Source organism: Chryseobacterium phocaeense (assembly GCF_900169075.1).
In the GTDB taxonomy this organism is placed as follows: domain Bacteria; phylum Bacteroidota; class Bacteroidia; order Flavobacteriales; family Weeksellaceae; genus Chryseobacterium; species Chryseobacterium phocaeense.
Window position 1 is genome coordinate 359,989 of record NZ_LT827015.1, and the last position, 17,642, is coordinate 377,630.

At 38.7% G+C, this 17,642-nt stretch carries 20 protein-coding genes; 9 read left to right on the forward strand and 11 right to left on the reverse strand.

All coding sequences use genetic code 11. The annotated features are described in order from the left end of the window. Nucleotides 1-5: 5 nt before the first annotated feature. The 3 genes from B7E04_RS08535 to B7E04_RS08545 are packed head-to-tail and all read right to left on the reverse strand — an operon-like array spanning nucleotide 6 to nucleotide 1,920. The gene (locus B7E04_RS08535; protein ID WP_080778269.1) at nucleotides 6-443 is read right to left on the reverse strand and encodes a hypothetical protein; all 438 of its coding nucleotides are present in this window, start codon (nucleotides 441-443) and stop codon (nucleotides 6-8) included. A 13-nt stretch (nucleotides 444-456) separates the two neighbouring features. Continuing rightward, on the reverse strand, nucleotides 457-1,263 hold the full coding sequence (locus B7E04_RS08540) for a lysophospholipid acyltransferase family protein (RefSeq protein WP_062653299.1): 807 nt from the start codon (nucleotides 1,261-1,263) through the stop codon (nucleotides 457-459). 27 nt (nucleotides 1,264-1,290) lie between these two features. Continuing rightward, complete coding sequence (locus tag B7E04_RS08545; RefSeq protein ID WP_080778270.1) at nucleotides 1,291-1,920, reverse strand: NUDIX hydrolase; 630 nt, start codon at nucleotides 1,918-1,920, stop codon at nucleotides 1,291-1,293. Nucleotides 1,921-2,259: 339 nt separating this feature from the next. Between B7E04_RS08545 and B7E04_RS08550 the strand changes: the two genes are divergently transcribed. From B7E04_RS08550 to B7E04_RS08575, 6 genes are all read left to right on the forward strand, one after another. Beyond that, nucleotides 2,260-3,078: a hypothetical protein gene (locus tag B7E04_RS08550; RefSeq protein WP_080778271.1), complete on the forward strand. Its 819-nt coding sequence runs from the start codon at nucleotides 2,260-2,262 to the stop codon at nucleotides 3,076-3,078. Nucleotides 3,079-3,233: 155 nt separating this feature from the next. Beyond that, nucleotides 3,234-3,632, forward strand: coding sequence for a hypothetical protein (locus tag B7E04_RS08555; protein WP_080778272.1), 399 nt, complete (start codon nucleotides 3,234-3,236; stop codon nucleotides 3,630-3,632). A 7-nt stretch (nucleotides 3,633-3,639) separates the two neighbouring features. Further along, on the forward strand, nucleotides 3,640-4,374 hold the full coding sequence (locus B7E04_RS08560; protein ID WP_228439866.1) for a curli production assembly/transport protein CsgE: 735 nt from the start codon (nucleotides 3,640-3,642) through the stop codon (nucleotides 4,372-4,374). An 11-nt stretch (nucleotides 4,375-4,385) separates the two neighbouring features. Beyond that, entirely contained in the window at nucleotides 4,386-4,796 is a 411-nt protein-coding gene (locus tag B7E04_RS08565) for a curli production assembly/transport component CsgF (RefSeq protein ID WP_062653308.1), read from the forward strand. A gap of 26 nt (nucleotides 4,797-4,822) precedes the next feature. Further along, nucleotides 4,823-6,187, forward strand: coding sequence for a CsgG/HfaB family protein (locus tag B7E04_RS08570; RefSeq protein WP_080778274.1), 1,365 nt, complete (start codon nucleotides 4,823-4,825; stop codon nucleotides 6,185-6,187). An 11-nt stretch (nucleotides 6,188-6,198) separates the two neighbouring features. Next, nucleotides 6,199-7,710 carry a carboxypeptidase-like regulatory domain-containing protein gene (locus tag B7E04_RS08575; protein ID WP_080778275.1) on the forward strand — a complete coding sequence of 504 codons (1,512 nt, stop codon included), beginning with the start codon at nucleotides 6,199-6,201 and terminating at the stop codon, nucleotides 7,708-7,710. Nucleotides 7,711-8,011: 301 nt separating this feature from the next. On the opposite strand, the gene B7E04_RS08580 is transcribed toward B7E04_RS08575, so the two are convergent. The 8 genes from B7E04_RS08580 to B7E04_RS08615 all read right to left on the reverse strand — a co-directional run bounded on the left by B7E04_RS08580 (nucleotide 8,012) and on the right by B7E04_RS08615 (nucleotide 15,412). Beyond that, complete coding sequence (locus tag B7E04_RS08580; RefSeq protein WP_228439868.1) at nucleotides 8,012-8,662, reverse strand: response regulator transcription factor; 651 nt, start codon at nucleotides 8,660-8,662, stop codon at nucleotides 8,012-8,014. Between the two features lie 226 nt (nucleotides 8,663-8,888). Continuing rightward, the gene (locus B7E04_RS08585) at nucleotides 8,889-9,359 is read right to left on the reverse strand and encodes an OsmC family protein (protein ID WP_080778276.1); all 471 of its coding nucleotides are present in this window, start codon (nucleotides 9,357-9,359) and stop codon (nucleotides 8,889-8,891) included. Between the two features lie 10 nt (nucleotides 9,360-9,369). Then, nucleotides 9,370-10,299 carry a TolB-like translocation protein gene (locus B7E04_RS08590; protein WP_080780626.1) on the reverse strand — a complete coding sequence of 310 codons (930 nt, stop codon included), beginning with the start codon at nucleotides 10,297-10,299 and terminating at the stop codon, nucleotides 9,370-9,372. Nucleotides 10,300-10,417: 118 nt separating this feature from the next. Beyond that, nucleotides 10,418-10,603, reverse strand: a complete 186-nt coding sequence (locus tag B7E04_RS08595) for a hypothetical protein (RefSeq protein ID WP_080778277.1) — start codon at nucleotides 10,601-10,603, stop codon at nucleotides 10,418-10,420. Between the two features lie 120 nt (nucleotides 10,604-10,723). Continuing rightward, nucleotides 10,724-12,133: a T9SS type A sorting domain-containing protein gene (locus B7E04_RS08600; protein ID WP_080778278.1), complete on the reverse strand. Its 1,410-nt coding sequence runs from the start codon at nucleotides 12,131-12,133 to the stop codon at nucleotides 10,724-10,726. Nucleotides 12,134-12,383: 250 nt separating this feature from the next. After that, the gene (locus B7E04_RS08605) at nucleotides 12,384-13,943 is read right to left on the reverse strand and encodes an Rne/Rng family ribonuclease (RefSeq protein ID WP_062653321.1); all 1,560 of its coding nucleotides are present in this window, start codon (nucleotides 13,941-13,943) and stop codon (nucleotides 12,384-12,386) included. A gap of 369 nt (nucleotides 13,944-14,312) precedes the next feature. After that, complete coding sequence (locus B7E04_RS08610; RefSeq protein ID WP_002984212.1) at nucleotides 14,313-14,603, reverse strand: HU family DNA-binding protein; 291 nt, start codon at nucleotides 14,601-14,603, stop codon at nucleotides 14,313-14,315. Nucleotides 14,604-14,740: 137 nt separating this feature from the next. Continuing rightward, nucleotides 14,741-15,412: a response regulator transcription factor gene (locus tag B7E04_RS08615; protein ID WP_080778279.1), complete on the reverse strand. Its 672-nt coding sequence runs from the start codon at nucleotides 15,410-15,412 to the stop codon at nucleotides 14,741-14,743. Nucleotides 15,413-15,593: 181 nt separating this feature from the next. Between B7E04_RS08615 and tssO the strand changes: the two genes are divergently transcribed. The 3 genes from tssO to B7E04_RS08630 are packed head-to-tail and all read left to right on the forward strand — an operon-like array spanning nucleotide 15,594 to nucleotide 17,629. After that, nucleotides 15,594-16,127 (forward strand): type VI secretion system TssO, encoded by a 534-nt coding sequence (gene tssO, locus B7E04_RS08620; RefSeq protein WP_062653466.1) that lies wholly within the window; start codon nucleotides 15,594-15,596, stop codon nucleotides 16,125-16,127. 18 nt (nucleotides 16,128-16,145) lie between these two features. Then, a complete protein-coding gene (locus B7E04_RS08625; protein ID WP_062653325.1) occupies nucleotides 16,146-16,670 on the forward strand; it encodes a type VI secretion system transmembrane protein TssO in 525 nt (174 codons plus the stop codon). Between the two features lie 50 nt (nucleotides 16,671-16,720). Continuing rightward, a complete protein-coding gene (locus B7E04_RS08630) occupies nucleotides 16,721-17,629 on the forward strand; it encodes a PKD domain-containing protein (protein ID WP_062653327.1) in 909 nt (302 codons plus the stop codon). The last annotated feature ends 13 nt before the right edge of the window (nucleotides 17,630-17,642 follow it).

Sequence of the window (17,642 nt, forward strand, 5' to 3'; positions counted from 1 at the left end):
TGTATTTACTGTTTTTTTACATTATTATTAATGATCTCCTGGAAAGCATTCACGATATTATTCCAGTTTGTCGTAAAGTTCGGCATGATCATACTTGCATCAGTCTTGCTGCCTTCATTCGGGCCTTTCTTGATGTTGATGGAAGTACTTACATTATCATACAGCTTTTTACGGTCTTCCTGTATCCTTCTGAAATTATTCTGGGAAAGCGTCTGATCCAGTTTTTTCAGATCTTCATTGGTGATCTTGAAATCCTGTTTGTATTTCTTTCCCTGGCCTTCAAAGGAGTAGTGGGCATTATTACCTTTGATCAGCAAATTTTCATAGACCGGGGCATAACCTCCGCTTCTGGAAAAGCTTATATCAAAGTCTGAATATACTTTTTGACTGTTACACGAAACTAATACTATGACCGCGAATATGATCCCTAATATTTTGTTCATAATTTTACTTACTTTAATGATTTGAATCCTTTTGATCTAATTTTTTAGCTTTAAGTTCTTCATCATAATTGTGCAGTACATTGAAGTCTTCCGTCTGCTCTATGGCAGTCATGATCTTCAATAGAATTTCAGGCGCTTTTTCATTGTCGTAATCTATATCCAGAGGAGCTTTGAATTCCATGGTAGGTTTTACGCCTGTAACCTTTACACGGAGACCTTTTTTGTCAAATGCCCTTCTGAAACCGTTGATCTTGATCGGGATCACGATAGGGCGCTGGTTTTTGACGAGTTTGGCGGTTCCTCTTCGTCCCTGTGCAAAAGCGGAAGTAGTACCTTGAGGGAAAGTAGCTACCCAGCCGTTGTCCAGAGCTTTCATAATATTGTCAACCTCGGTAAGGTCTACCATTCTGTTGACATTTTTTCCTTCTGCTCTCCATGTTCTTTTTACCGTCACAGCACCAGCGATCTTGAAGATCTTGGGAAGAATTCCCTTATTCATGGTTTCTTCTGCTGCCACATAATAAAAATCGATCTTTGGATTGAGCAGATAGATCGGGTTCTTTATAGTATCCAGATATCCGTTGTTCACCGCACAGAATGCATGATACATGGCTGCCACATCTGCAAAATAGGTTTGATGATTGGATACAAAAAGCACATTAGAATCCGGCAGATCCACAAGGTGCTCCGTACCGGTTATCTTTAATTTATTAAAGCCGTTGAATCTTCTGTAAGACACAACCCCCAAAATAAAAATAATAAACCTTTTTAAAAAATAAGGTGTTCCGAATGCATCGGTGAAAATATTTTTCTTCGCCATCTCTCAATTAAACACGGTAGTGCAAAGTTACATTTTTTTCAGCAACTGGCTAAACTCGCTCAGGATCATTGCTGTAGCTCCCCAGATAATATATCCGTTGAAATTAATGACCGGAACTTCATGACCTGCGGCCCCGGGCAGTGCCATCATTTCAGGACTATCCGGCAGGTTGAGGAAAGAAGTGATGGGAAATTCTATGGTTTCCACGGCTTCGCTCTGCTGAAGAACGAAAAGCGGATTCTTCTTGGTATATGAAATATATGGATATACATAAAAATTGCTCGGTGGGATATAGATAGGAGACATTTGACGGATCACCCGGATATAATGTTTATCTATTCCAATTTCTTCCGAGGTTTCACGTACCGCCGTTTCAGCAAAATCCCTGTCCATTTCCTCACGTTTTCCGCCTGGGAGAGAGATCTGCCCGCTGTGACGGTCATGCTCGTTGATGGTTCTCTGGATTAAAGGGAAATACCATTCATTGTCTTTTAAATACAAGACAATATTGACCGCCGCAAATTTTGGATTTTTTGCCAGCACTTCATCATAGGTGAATACAGGTCGGGAAGGAGGTGAAAATACACCGTGGGCATTGATCCCCGGCAGTTCCACATTGGTTATTTTCCGCAATAAATCTTTTCCAAAACTTTCCATACTTCAAATTTAGCAATATATAGTGAAGAAAAGAACAGGCATTAACATTAATTAACCATTGAGTAGTGATTAATAGATCTAACTGATTAAAGATTAAAAATTAAAAGATTGATGAATTTTTTGTGCGATAAATTAGAGTTATTTGATGTATAGTGTTGAAAATCAAAAATAAAAAACCGTATTTTTACGTAACTGAAATTCGTGATATTGAAAACACGGTAAACAGTTACTTCCAAAACGGTAAACCGTGATTTTGAAAATTTACACTTTAGCCGTGGTTTTTCATTTTGCTTTAGCTTCTACCTTTGTCCTACTATTAACCAATTAATTTTTACCAAAATGAAAAACTTTATTACAGGTGTATGTACACTAATGGCCATGAGTTTCAGCTTCGCACAATCAAATATTGATCTTACTGCCCAGATTGGAAACTTGAATACCGCTACTGTCAATCAGACAGGTTTTTTAAATATCAACAGCCTTACCCAGGATGGAAACCGTAATACGGCAGACATTGATCAGGTAGGAGCCCTGAATGTGAACACCGCTGAAAGTATCGGTAACAGAAACTCCATTGATGTAGACCAGGCGGGTCTCGGAAATACCAATGAGGTAAGCCAGCAGGGAAACAGAAACTCTGCAGTAACCTGGCAGCTGGGTGCTTTTAACTCTACAGAGCAGACCCAGATTGGAAGAAGAAATGAAACCTCTTCCATGCAGCTGGGAACAGGAAACGCAGTAATACAGTATCAGGATGGAAGAAGAAATGATGCTTCCGCAATGCAGATTGGTGACGGAAACGATGCCTACCAGGTACAGCTTGGCAGAAGAAATGAAGCAAGCGGGCTTCAGGTCGGTAATGATAACCTTTTAGTACAGTATCAGGATGGCAATGATAACAGTGCCACACACGATCAGGGAGGTAATGATAATATTGCGGCTTCTGTTCAGGTGGGTGATGATAATACTGCTATTGGTGTACAGCTGGGAAACAGCAATCAGCTATATCAGATCCAGCTGGGAGATTCCAATACCGCTGTAGATGTTCAGATGGGTAACAATAACTTTAGCTGGGTGGCCCAGAGCGGAGATTCCCACATCCATGTAGGAACCCAGATGGGTAACGGAAATTCAATGACTGTAATCCAATCCAACTAATAATGACTGTAATCAAGGAATAAAAAGGAGAAGCTGAGGTTTTCTCCTTTTTTAAGCTTTTCATGATAGGACATACCCGGAAACCGGATTTTATATTTCTATCTGCCGGGTGTGTTTTTCAGAATAGTCTTGAAATACTTTAAACAATTAATACCATGTTTAAACCGGAATGGGGTGCCTTTACACTTTTCGCCGCAGCCTGCCTGCAGGCACAGCAGATAGACTGGGACAAGATCAACAGCGATACGGTTCTTAATCTCCTGGTAAAACAACAGACAGAACAGCAGGTTTTCGGTTCCGGTGTCATTCAGCTCGGAGATCATAATAACGCAGAGCTTTCTGTTAATGCAAGAACAAACATTGCCGTACAGCAGTTCGGAGATTATAATTCGCTTTATTTTATCAATTCTTTTACAGATAAAGAAACCAAAACAGCCGTTACTGCACAGGGAAATAACAATATTATTGATATTACCGGAAGCAACAGTGTTTCAGACGGAATGCAGATCAATGTAAAAGGTGACAACAAGACCATTTTCATGAGAAACTATTAAAATTCAGATGATGAAACTTTCATATTCCCTGAAACTGTGTACTTTATTTATCTTCCTGTCTGCAGCAGTTGACGGGCAGGAAGATAAAAAAGTAACGGCCAGGATCGAAAGCAGTGTCCTTGAAAATCAGATCAGGCTCAAAGCAGTAGTCACCAACAATACTGCAGTGTATAAAGAACTTAATTACCTTCTGATCTCTATTAAAAAAGGAAGTGCAGGAAACCTTTCCAATAACCAGCAGGGCGGGAAGTTTTCCATCAATCCCAACGAAGTGAAAGTTTTATCGGAAATCAATGTAACTCTTGAGCAGAAAGACGCTTTGAAAGCCTTCCTCTATGTGAAAGATGAAGAAACACAAAAGCTGATCGCAAAGGACAGTCTAGAACTGAATACCGATCTGTTTAGAAAGAAAACAGCTAAAGTGGAAGAAGATGCAGTATTTGAACTGAAGGGGCTTACGATTGATGAGACCAAAACCAAGGTTGGAAAAGATTTTTATGATCTCTTTTATCTTCAGTACAGCCAGCTCCCTGACAAAAGCTCCGGTGCAGTCACCATCTCCGAACTTCCTCTCCGCGGAACCAGCGGCCAGATCAGCATCCAGATTGACGATAAGGTTATTTACAGCTTTATGACCAATCCCAACGAAGATTATCTGAAAGAACAGCTGGCAGCCGGCTTAAAATATATCAAAGAATTTAATGCAAAGAAAAACCTTATTAAAAATGAATTCATTTACTAAAAACGTCCGCCATGAAAACTTTTATCATTATTTTGACCTTTATTGCGGGTATTTTCTCCGGAAAATCCCAGCAGCTCGTCTATAAGCCCGTTAATCCTGCATTCGGTGGTGATACTTTTAATTACCAGTGGCTTTTAAGTTCGGCAAATGCTCAGAATCAGTTTGATGACAAAGATGATTACAGCAGTTTGCTTGATGGCATTAATTCCCTTGACAGTTTCAGCCAGAGTTTGAACAGGCAGGTGCTGAGTGAGCTGTCCAGGAAATTATTTGAAGATCAGTTCGGGGAGGGCAGTATAAAGCCCGGAAATTATCTTTTCGGATCACTTTATCTGCAGATTACTACTACAGCCCAGGGACTTTTGATCAACATTTTGGATACCAGTTCAGGCGATCAGTCCGAGATCGTTATTCCAAAATAAAAACTAACTCAATAACCAAACTTATCATGAAAACTTACACTTACACCAGAATTTTTTTCTGTACATTCCTGCTATGCCTCATGCAGGCCTGCAGCTCGATCCTGGGGCTTCCTTCCGATCCCGGGAGATCCACAATGGGGGAACTTACGCCCTCTACTGCAGAACTGAGGAACCTTCCTCTTCCCAAAGAAAAAATTGTCATCGGCGTTTACAAATTCAGGGACCAGACCGGTCAATACAAGCCGTCGGAAAACGGGAATAACTGGAGTACGGCTGTTCCGCAGGGAACTACTACCATTCTGATCAAAGCACTGGAAGACAGCCGGTGGTTTATCCCCATTGAAAGGGAAAATATTGCCAATCTTTTGAACGAAAGACAGATCATCCGGTCTACCAGACAGGAATATATGAAAGACGCCGACAAAAACAGCCAGTCGCTTCCGCCCCTTCTCTATGCAGGAATTCTCCTCGAAGGCGGTGTGATTTCCTATGACAGCAATGTCCTTACAGGTGGTCTCGGCGCGAGGTACTTCGGAATAGGTGCTTCCACGCAGTACCGTCAGGATAGGATCACGATTTATTTACGGGCTGTTTCTACGCTTAACGGTGAGATTCTCAAAACCGTTTATACTTCCAAAACCATTCTTTCTACCAGCGTGAACGGAAGTTTTTTCAGATATATCGATACCGAAAGGCTGCTGGAAGCGGAAGTGGGGCTTACCCAGAATGAACCGGTACAGCTTGCGGTGACTGAGGCTATTGAAAAAGCCGTAAGATCTCTGATTGTTGAAGGCATCAGGGACAAAATATGGGGGAAAGCCTCAGAAAATCTAACGGACTACCAGGCGATGATCAATGAGTACAATAAAGAGCAGGAAGAAAATGCCGGCAGAACAGTAGGGAATAAGTTTCCCGAAAATTACAGAAAGAAGGTTTCCCTTTTTGCCAACATCGAAGCCCAGAAAATCAAAGATGATTATGTAAATCCTGAAATGAATGCAGGCGGAAAACTGGGTGTTAAATATTTTATCAGTCCCAATTTCAATATTGAAGCCAGCGGAGGCTATTTCACCCTGGAGAATAAAAATATTGTGAAAAAAAATTACGTGGTTCCTGAGCTTAATCTCGAATTCCTGCTGTTCCCCAAATACAGATTAAGTCCGTACATCTATGGCGGATTGGGAGCCATGTTTTCCAAATACAAACCGCAGTACAAAGCACAGGTTGGCGGCGGACTGGAATATATGATCGGGAACAATACCGGAATCCGGGCTTCTTCACAATATGATGTCGGGTTTAAAGATAACTGGGAAGGAATAGTGAACGGAAAAAGAAAGGATCAGGCGCTCCGGTTTGCCCTTGGAATCAATTTTTACCTTGGAAACAAATAAAAACATGAACTATGAAAACTTTAATCAAAATACTCAGCATATTCATCCTTACTTTTTGTCTGTTTTCATGTGATGAAGATCTTATAGAACAGGCTCAGACAGGATCATTGAAAGGAAAAGTGGTGAAAAGAGGCACCAATGTGCCCATTTCTAATGTGAAAATTTTTACAGCACCCACTACACAGACTGTTTTCAGCGGCACAGACGGAACTTTCGAAATCGCTGCAATGCCTGTCGGGAATTATTCCGTAAAGGCTGAATTATCCGGTTATGTCACCAATTTCCAGGGTGTTAATATACAAAGTCAGAATCAGGTGGTTACCGTTGTTTTTGAAATGGACGACGATGAATCCCTTAATTCTCCTCCTTCTGCGCCGCAGCTGCTTAGTCCGGTAGATAATGCGGTGAATCAGCCTTTGAATGTTGAGCTGACGTGGACCGCTACGGATCCCGATACAGCTGATGTTTTAAGATATAGTTTAACAATTAAAAATAATCTTGATACCCAGGTGGTTCAGGTTAATGATTTGGCTGCGAATCACTATTCGCTGTCCAATTTGAAGTTTGGTGTTAGTTACTTCTGGCAGGTGTCTGTTTCGGACGGCATTCACCCGCCAGTTTTAAGTTCTGTCAGTAAGTTCACCACCAATATGGTTCCTGCCAACCGATATCATTATGTGCGGAAACAAAACGGAAACTTTGTGATTATGTCCAGTGATCAGCAGGGAAACAGCTTCCAGTTGACCAACTCATCCTATAACAGCTGGAGGCCGAGGAAAAATAATAATGCAGGACTGGTTGCATTTCTGCGGACTGAGGGCGGAAGTACCCATATTTATACCACAAATCCCGATGGATCCAATCCGTTTAAAGTAACTTCAGTACCGGCAGCCGGTTTTAATAATTATGAAATGGATTTTGCATGGAGCACCAACGGTCAGGAAATCATTTATTCAAATTTCAATAAATTATACAGGATCAATAAAGACGGCAGCGGCCTGAATCTGGTCTACACAACGCCGGACGGCAGCATGATCTCCGAATGCGACTGGAGCTATGACGGAAGTAAAATTGCCCTGAAAACGAATGATTACAGCGGATACAATACCAAAATCTATATTATTGATATGGCCGGAAGTGTAATAAAAACCGTTGTATCAGGAACTGCCGGGGCTGCAGGCGGCCTGAATTTCTCCGTGGACGGACAAATGCTGGTATTTACAAGAGATGTATCAGGTTACCAGGACGGAAGCGGAAACTATCGTCAGCTGGATTCCCGTATCTTCATCTATCATCTCATCAGTGATGCGGTGTACGATATCTCCGAAGAAAGCGAAAAACCATTCGGAACCAATGATTTTGATCCGAGATTCTCCCCGAATAATGCTCAGATTATCTTTACCAACACCTCCAATGACAATATATCCCAGAAAAATGTAATGGTTATCGAACTCAACTCTACTATGACGGATCTTTCCAGAGCGTCTCTGTTCAGTAATGGAGAGATGCCGGATTATGAGTAGAATGCCGGTTTTGGAGTGGGAGAGTAGGAGGGTTTGAGAGCATGGATGGGTTATAAGTTATGAATTATGACTTATGAGTTTTCGGGATGCCGTGATGCATAACCTCAGGTGATACGAGTGTGAGTGTTTAAATGACTGGAAATAGTAAAAGAACAGTAAATATTTGAATCTCAAGCGAATAATTGACGGTTTAGGTCCTCGAAGCCACCAGTACAACAATCTCTTCACCTCAGTCCCATTCAAAAAAAATCCAAATCTTCGATTTGGATTTTTTTTGAATGGGAAGCGAATTTTTTTTTCATCAATCTATTATGTGGTTTTCTAAGGCATATTTTACTATTCCTACAGAATTTTTTGCGTTTAGTTTCAGGAGGATCCTTTTGCGGTGGGTTTCTACAGTGTTGATACTGATAAAGAGTTTTTCACAAATATCCTTGCTGCTGAAGCCGTCGCATATCAGTTTAAGGATCTCCATTTCTCTGCGTGTTAATGGTTCTTTGATGTGGGGATTGGGTTTTCCTTCCTCACTGCTTATAAAGTTGATCATTCTTTCTTTTGCGCTGTCACAGATGTAGATCTCATTGAGCAGCAATGCATTGATGGATTTCAGGAATTCATCATACCTGCTGTTTTTATCGAGATAGCTTTTTATGCCTTTGTTGAAAAGCTTCCGGATGTCTGCCATATCATAACTATTGCCAATCACAATAATCTTGATTTTTTTGTCTTTTGAAGTGATGTCTTCTACAAGCCTGAAAATATCGGTAAGCATCAGCATATTGGAGCTTATCACAAGGATTTCAGGAGGGGCTTCTTTTAACTGTTCAAATAGGGGTTCATAAGAATTACAAATATCAATCGTATTGAAAATTTTGCTCTGGGAGAGCAGTTTTGATAAGCCTTCTGTATACAGCAGCGGCTCATCAAAGATGGTTAATCTCGGTTTCATCATGGTTAGTTTTGTTTATATAAAAATATAAAAAAATCTTTACATTTTACATAAAAATAACAATTAATTGTAATTTTTTACATAAATAATGATTAAAAAACTGGAATTTTATTGATTATTTGATAAATAATTCTCTTGTTGTGGACTTTTGAACCTATATTTTAGAGTTATTGTAGCTAAATTATTGTATTAATAAAGGTTATGTGACTTTTTAATTTAATAAGAAAAATTATTTAACTAACACACTGGGGATATGTTTAACCGGAAAATTAACCGACCTGGCAATGAAGCAAAACTGCCCGGCCTTATGATGTAATTCTCTGGCTTTTTCCACCATTGATTCTTCGGCAACGGTGACTGCCGGATGTAAGGTGACGGATGTAAATTGCCCGCTTCCATCTGAATTTTCAGCCATAATTCCGGTTGCTTCATCAATATAATCAGTGACAATGATGCCCTCTTCGGAACAGAAATGCAGATACCAGAGCATATGACATGAGGAAAGCGAGGAAAGAAACAGATCTTCGGGATTGTGTTTTGTTTTGTCTCCACGGAATGCGGGATCAGAAGAGCCTTCAATAAGTGTTTTGTTTTCAATCTGAATGGTATGGCTTCTTTCGTAGTTTCTGTAGCCACTGGTTCCGGTTCCTTTGTTTCCTGTCCATTCAATGGTGGCTTTGTAGTGGTGTTCTTTATTCATCGTAGAAAAATTATTGTAGGGTAAAGGGGATTTTGTAAATTTTGCTTAAACCGTTTTCACCTTCGTTGATATATTGCTGAAAATCGGAAATGTTTTTGAATTTTTTCGGAGATAAGCTGTTTCTTTTGCTGGTAAAGTATAAGACTTTTTCTTTTTCATCATAAAAGGGGCAGTACTCCATAAACTTTGTATTGATAGGAACCCCAAGGTTCTCTGCTTTCTGCCACTTTCCATCGGAACCTTTTCTGGATATATAAAGATCTCCGCTGCCTTGTGCGCCTTTTTCATTGTATTTGGTGAAGAGGATAAAATCTTCTTTTTTAGAAACAAATGCATTGAACTCATATCCGTTGCTGTTGATATTTTCGTCTATGAGTTTCGGTTGGGAATATTTGCCGCCTTCCCATTGACAGAAATAAATATCGTCTTTTCCCATTCCTGCCGGGGAATCCATGGTGAAATATAAATTTTTATTATCAGAGAGGGATGGAAAGAACTCATTCATATCAGAATTGACAGGTTTTCCCATGTTAACAGGTTCAGACCATGCAGAGTTTTTATTTTTTCTTTCCACATACCAGATATCAAAATCTTTTTTCTCCGTTTTTGTCTGGTCTAGCGGACGATCCGATGCGAAGTACAACCGGTTTCCATGATCGGCCAGAAAAGGCTCCATATAAGAATAAGCAGTATTGAATGACACCAGCTCAGGTTCAGACCAATTATTTTTATCTTTTTTAATGGAGGCTATCTGGGAGATTTCCTGATTAGGACTTTGTATGGTGAAGAAAGCTTCATTTCCATCCTCTGAAAGGGTAAAATCCCTGACATTGAGAAATGCGTTGAGCTTTTTATTAAAAAGGGTAATTGCCGTTGAGTTTTGAGCATGAAATAAACTGATGATGAGAAGGAATAGAGCAGTAATATATATTTTTTTCATCGTGAAAAATTTGTGATCTAATTTAGTTAAATAATCGAATTGTTTCAAGGGCTGTTTTGCATAAAATAAAACCTCGGGCATATTTGCCAGAGGTTTAGTTTTTTCCTAATTATAAAATTCAATCAGTTTTGTAGGGCTCGGAGGCCAGCTGAACAGTTCCATTGTTTCCGAAAGCCGGATCCGGAGCTCCATTGTAGGTAAGCTTCGATACAAACCCATGGGTAACTCCTGTAGCAAAATCCATGTTATAGATGTAATAAATTTCTCCGTTAGAGTTCTGAACCATTTGATAATTATTACTCATTGAGTAACTTGGGATTTCCGCGACGCCGTTCGAAGCAAAACCTCCGGAATAACCAGAGGTTTAATTAATAAAATGGGAATATAGAATTTATTCTATCTTAGATATCGATGGTATGTTTGACTATTTTTTTATAAGTTTTTTAATCATAGTTTTTCCGTTTTCAAAGGTTGTTTTTGCGGTATATACTCCTTTAAGCAGTTCAGAAACATTCGTGTGATTTCCTTTGATCGTTTTTACTAGTTTCCCATCTGCAGAATAGATCTCGATTTTGTTTATTTTCTCCTGTGTTCTATATACTAAATCTTCATTAACAGGGTTTTCAAAAGAAATGTCAGAATTGGTTTTTACGATGTCTGCAGTGGCTAAGTTTGCAGGATTTAGTAAGTACTTTACGATATATCCGGATCCGTTGGCAATAATATTATTGTCGTTGACGATCATATCTCCAATCTCGGTCAGGTTAGCATCTGTTTCTACGAAATAATTAAAAACAGGATCTATGGCACCGTTTTGAGTAAGCCTGGAAACAAAATATCCCGGATTTGCACCTTCTGCCATTCCTCCTATATAATAATTGCCATTCTTTTCAATAATGCTTGAAATCCATGTAGAGAAAGGAAGCAGTGCGGGATCGAATGTAAAAGTAGGATCTAAAGTTCCATCAGGTATTATTCTGCCTATTTCTGCATTGATGTTTGAGTAAATGATATTATTGTTGCTGTCCATATAAGCTGCTCCTATGAATCCGGGGCTAAAGGAGAGTACTAAAACTCCGTTATTACCGAAGCCTGAAATTGGCAAGCCGTTGGAATTATATTTTTCAATCTGCCCCACATTCGGGTTAGCATCTGTACTGGGATTGAGAGAAATGATGTTGGATTGATTATCTACGAATATGAATTTTCCCTGGGTGGTCTGCGAACCATTGTTTCCAAAAGAAGTGTCAATACTGCCGTTTTCATTTAATCTGTAAATAGTTCTGTATTGGTTAAAAGTGGAACCGGTAATGGATTCTCCGTAAACTATGACCTTATTGTTTTGAAAAAGTAGTCCATATCCGCGAAGATTAATGTCGGCTCCTAGATTTGTGAGTGAAACGGTACCATTGCTTCCAAAGGAATTATCTATCTGGCCATTAGCCAGAAATCTGGTAACATCTGTATAATTGATGTTCGCCGGATCATCAGAATGAAATCCGATCACTAAAAATTTTCCGTCAGCTTGTTTTTTGATCTGGCTCTCATCGGTGTAATAGGGGAGTTGATATTTTCCATTCGTTCCGAAACTATTGTCCAAAGTTCCGTAAGGCGTTAGTTTTGATAAAAAAGAATCAGTTAATCCTGTTGTGCTGTTGCTTTCATTATGAGTAAAATAAATGCTCCCATCTGAATTCTGGATCATTTTAGACCAGGCATCATCGTTTCCTATGGAAAAAATACCGTTTGAAGCAAAAGTAAGGTCTTTTGAAATAACCTGGGCAGACACATTCTGGATAATCAGGATGAGCCCTAATAATAAAGTTTTTTTCATTGTTTAGATATTTGTATTAAAGAAATATAGAGGGTAATATTTTTATAAACATTGAAATCTCACAGTTTGTTTCTGCAATTTTATGAAGAGAATCCGGGGGATCAAAAAAAGTGACTATTACATATATGTTACATAGATGTAACTGGTTGAAAATCAATTTTAATTACTATATTTTATTTCTCTTCTTGTTGATATAAATTAAGTTTAAAACAGAAAAAACCTCCGGTTTTCCGGAGGTTTAAATTTTGTCTTAATTAGAAAACTCAATCAATTCTTCTTTTTTGGAATTGTAAATCTTGTATTCTAAATATTTAAAAGAATCCCTTGGGATGATGGTTACCCATTTTTTGTATTTCATAAACCATTTCATCTGGATACTTTTGATACCTTTGGTAAGGTAGGCTTCCACGAACGGATGTACATGCAGGAAGATTTTTCCTTTCTCTTTCTGAAGGATGCTTCTCAGGGTTTCACCCATTCTTTCCACGATGACAATAGGAGCTACAATTTCTCCGTCTTTGTTCGGGTTTTCTTCTTTGGTCTCGATCTGTTTTTCCGGACGGTTTCTCTGTCTGGTAATCTGGATGAGCCCGAATTTACTTGGTGGAAGAATTTTGTGGCGGGCTTTGTCCCTTTTCATTTCTTCCTTAAGATGTTCGTACAGATCCCTTCTGTGTTCAGGGTTCTGCATATCGATGAAGTCGATTACAATGATGCCTCCCATATCGCGGAGACGAAGCTGTCTGGCAATTTCAGTAGCTGCCATTTTGTTTACTTTCAGAGCGTGCTCTTTGTTTACTGCGGTTCCGGTAGTGATGTTATTTCCGGAGTTTACGTCAACCACGTGCAGTGCTTCCGTATGCTCAATAACAAGATAAGCGCCTTTTGAACTAGGAATATTAACGTGCTTTCCAAAACTCTGTTTGAGCTGTTTTTCTACGTTGTAATATTCCAGAAGAGGAATGTGGGAATTATAAAACTGGACAATATTCTTTTTTTCAGGAGCGATTACTTCTACATAATTCCGCATATCGTCTACCATCTGTTCATCATCACAGATGATGCTCACGAAATCCTGGTTGAAATTGTCTCTTAAAATAGCTGAAGCTTTGTCTTCTTCGCTTAAAACCCTGGCCGGAACTTTACTTTTCTGGATGTTTTTGAAGGTGCTTTCCCATTTCTGGATCAGCTGATTCATATCATTGTGCAGGTCTGCCACTTTCTTTCCTTCCGCTACCGTTCTGATGATCACCCCGAAACCTTCAGGTTTGATGCTGTCGATAAGCGTTTTCAGCCTTTCTTTTTCCTCAGAAGTCCTGATTTTTTTGGAAATAGAAACTTTGTTGTCGAAAGGGATCAGAACCAGAAAACGTCCTGTAAGTGAAACCTGGGTAGAGATCCTGGGACCTTTTGTAGAAATTGGTTCCTTGGTGATTTGAAGCAGAACCAGATCGTCTTTTGCAATGACTTTGTCTACGGTTCCGTTTTTGTCTATTTCGGGTTGTATTTCGAAATTTTTTAAGCTTGAAGTGCTCTGTTTCTTAGAAATGGTATCTTTTAAAAACTTTCTGTAGGTAAGGTATTGAGGGCCCAGATCCTGATAATGAAGAAATGCATCCTTATCGTACCCTATGTTTACGAATGCTGCATTCAGGTTGGGTGCCAGTTTTTTTACTCTTCCTACAAACAGATCTCCAACTATAAATTCGCTTTTGTCCTCTTGCTCATGAAGTTCACATAGTCTTCCGTCTTCCAGTAGCGCGATCTTTGTAAGATCATCTTCATGCGAAACTATTAGTTCTTTCTTCATTTTGTTATAAGATAAAAATTATTAAGATTATAGGAAACCAGCGTTTTTTTTAGCAGATAAATAATACTAAATATAAGCATTTTAGAATAAAGGTGCTCTATTATTTAAAAAAATATCTGCAGAAGCCGTTGTTTCTTCCCGTAATCTTATCGTTGCAAACAAAAATATAGTCGGTGAACTCTAAATAAATAGAACCACCAACTATATTATTATATTGTAAATCTCGGGAAAAAGAGATTATTTTTTCTTATGTCTGTTTGCTCTTCTTCTTTTCTTTCTTTTGTGAGTTGCAACCTTGTGTCTTTTTCTTTTCTTTCCGCTTGGCATAATTTTAATTTTTTAGTAACTAGTTAATATTCAGTTAATTTTTTATTTTACTGCGACTTTCGTTTTCACTTTCTCCACAAAAGATTTTGAAGGTTTGAAAGCAGGAATGTTGTGAGCAGGAATCTCAATTGCAGTGTTCTTAGAAATATTTCTTCCTGTTTTAGCAGCTCTTGTTTTAATGATAAAAGATCCAAAACCTCTCAGATAAACGTTATCTCCATTATACATAGAAGTCCTGATCTCCTGCATAAAAGCTTCTACAACTTTCTGTGTTTCATTCTTTTCTGTTCCCAACTTATTTGAGATGGTGTTTACCAATTCTGCCTTTGTCATTTCCTTTTTTAATTTTAAATTTTAGGTGTGCAAATTTAGTTAAAAAAATTGAATACTAGCAAATTAGTGGTGAAATTTTTTGTGTAAAGAGTTAGAGTTTTTATATTTCCTCTATATTAATATTACGTTAAATATGGCTACATGCTGGAATTGTAGTAGCCATTTTCTACGCAGAAACGGATGAGATGCAGTTTTGTTTTCAGTCCCAGTTTTTCCGTAAGCCTGTTGATATAAGTGTCAATAGTACGGGTGCTCAGGTTTAGTTTTTCTGCAATTTCCTTATTGCTGTATCCTTCATAGCAGAATTTCATCAGCTGTATTTCGGTGGGATTAAGCTCTTCCTGGCCTTTTTTCTGCCTCTCCATATAGTTTTGTACAGCGAGGGGCTGTTGTTCCCATTCCTTTGAATACTGCTCATAATCAAAGCTGTCAGAAGCTACACTGCCTTTAATAATATCTTTTATGATCGTACTTTTTTTCTCACAGTAATAGATATTGGGGATTTTGGATAGGATATCAGCCATATCTTCCTGATAGGTGCTGGAATATGTGACGATTGGCGTTTCCGTATTGTTTTTGCGGATGTATTTGATAGCCTCTATCCCGCTTAATACCGGCATAAACAGTTCTATAATAAATACATCTTCCTGTCTTCTGTAGATTCTGTTCACCAGCTCATGCCCATTGTTGCAGTCATTCAAAAGCATATAGAATGGATTTTCCATAAGGGTTTTGATCATGATCTTTTTAAAGTAAAAATCACTGTCAGCAATGGAAAACCGCAATGTATTTGATAGTAGTTTGCTCACTTTTTTAATTCTGTTTGGTGCTAGTTTTTGAAAATCGAGAGGTCTAATTTAGGAAAAACTTATGAAAGTTGAAATTAATCTTAAGTTAATTAGGGTTTTCACGAATAAGCCTCAGGAAAAATACGTATTGCCTATAAAATTTTTTTTTTATATTTTCACAGGCCAAACAAATTACAAATATATGTCTTCTAACAGGGAAAAAAAATTAAACAAATCTGACGTCAGAGCGGGCATTTGGAAGTTTATTCTTTCCTTCGCTGTTTTGTCAGCAGTATCCTTTACCTGCCTGTTTCTCTTTTTTAAAAGCTACAGCATACAGAGAGAAGGGATTACCAAAGATGCTGATGCCTACAAAGAACTGATGGTTCGTGGTGATGTTCTAAGGGCTCAGATAGAGAAAATCTATGAAAGGATGAACCAATACAGCATTAATAAGGTTGAGAATGAAGTCTTCCTTAAAACCGGTATTATGGATGATGTCAATGATGCAAAACTCATTATGGGCAAAGACAGTGTTGATAATTTTAAGCATTATGCCGTTTTGCTGAAACAGATAGGCCCCATGCTGGCATTGAAAAGTGATATTGCGGGAGTAGAATACAGAAAAAGATCTGTTTTAAGAGATCTGGACGATTGTATGAACAAGGTGGAAAGAGCGAATGGCCAGCTCAGAAAGGATCCTACAAGGAATTTTACAGGAGGAAGAAGAAGGTAACATAAAAAAAGAAAACACATGCAGGGTCATATTACACTATCTAAAAAAGAAAGACACTATCAGTTTTTATATTTGATACTGATGCTTTTGGCAGCCATGATATTCCTTGGAATTATCTTTTTAAAAGGTTTTGATTCTCCGTTCTCGGATGAAGATGTAAGAGGACTGGAAAGCCTTAAACAAAAAGCAGAATTTGAACGCCAGCAAAAGGTGATACAGCCGGAGGTAGACAGTGCCTATGCCAGAATAAGCAGGATCAGGGATAAAGCTCCTGAACCTTTTGAAGAGGGAAATATCATGAATGGTGTAAATGGAATTGCCAGTTATTTCAACAGTAATCAGGTTATTGATATCCGTAAAGACGGCTATACACAGATTTCTCATTTCTATAAAATGTACTATGATGACAAAAAAGTTATTTCTACCACTACAGAAGATATAAAAAAGTTTGAAAAAGAAGTGGAAGATTGCAGAATTGGGTTCAAAGATACCCAGAACCGCCTGTTCGAAAGACAGAATGCATTAAGGGCAAGGACCCAGTAACAAAGAAACATAAACATTAAAGGAATAAAACACATCACAATCACTTAACTATGAATTATTTTCAAAAAAACAAAAAGAACATTATTATTGGTGTTATCGCAACACTGCTCATTGCCGCTCTCGTTGCGCTGTGGCTGCAGAAAAAGGTGATCCATTCTGCCGATGATATTGTGGGAATTGTAAGTCCAACCTCATTATCGGTAGGAGATACGCTTCTGTTTGAGGACAAAACCCAGTTTGCAAAAACCAAGAGATGGAGTTTTGGAGACGGAACGAACTCTGACAAGAGTTCGGGGATTCACTTTTACAACAAGCCGGGCTACTATCTGATTAGTCTGATTATTGATGACAAGTACACTAAAACCTTCCCGGTAATGGTTTCTGCAAGAACTCAGAAAGTAAAAGATACCATGAGGATGACTACCACTATCGAAGCACCTTTACAGGCAATGCAGAACGAGAATGTTACATTCCGTGCTATTTCGGAAGCTACAAAATTTGCCTGGAAATTTGGCGAAACAGGAAGTACCGATGCGAAAGAGAAGATGGCTATTTATTCATATAAGAAACCGGGGGATTACCGTGTTGCCTTACTTACGGAAGAAAGCGAAGAGCCCATCTATCACATGATCAAAATTCTTCCTGCCTACAATTCTCTTGAACAGGACGAAATCCCGGTAGAAGATGCTTACAAAAAGGTAGATGACGATTTCAAATACCACCTGCAGCAGATTGCGAACGGGAACAGTTTCAATATGCATTACAATTATCTTCTCAATACATATCTGTGTAACAATGAAAACACAGTGGTAAAAGTAAGCGACAGCAAAGCCAACAACTTCTATATGTACTGTGCCGGTCTTCAGTTTGATAAAAACGTCGTGATCCAGAGTGTAAAAGTAAACCTGGATGATAAGCAGAACTGTGTAACGAAAGTTGACATTAACCAAAGCAAATAATACGATCCGGCAC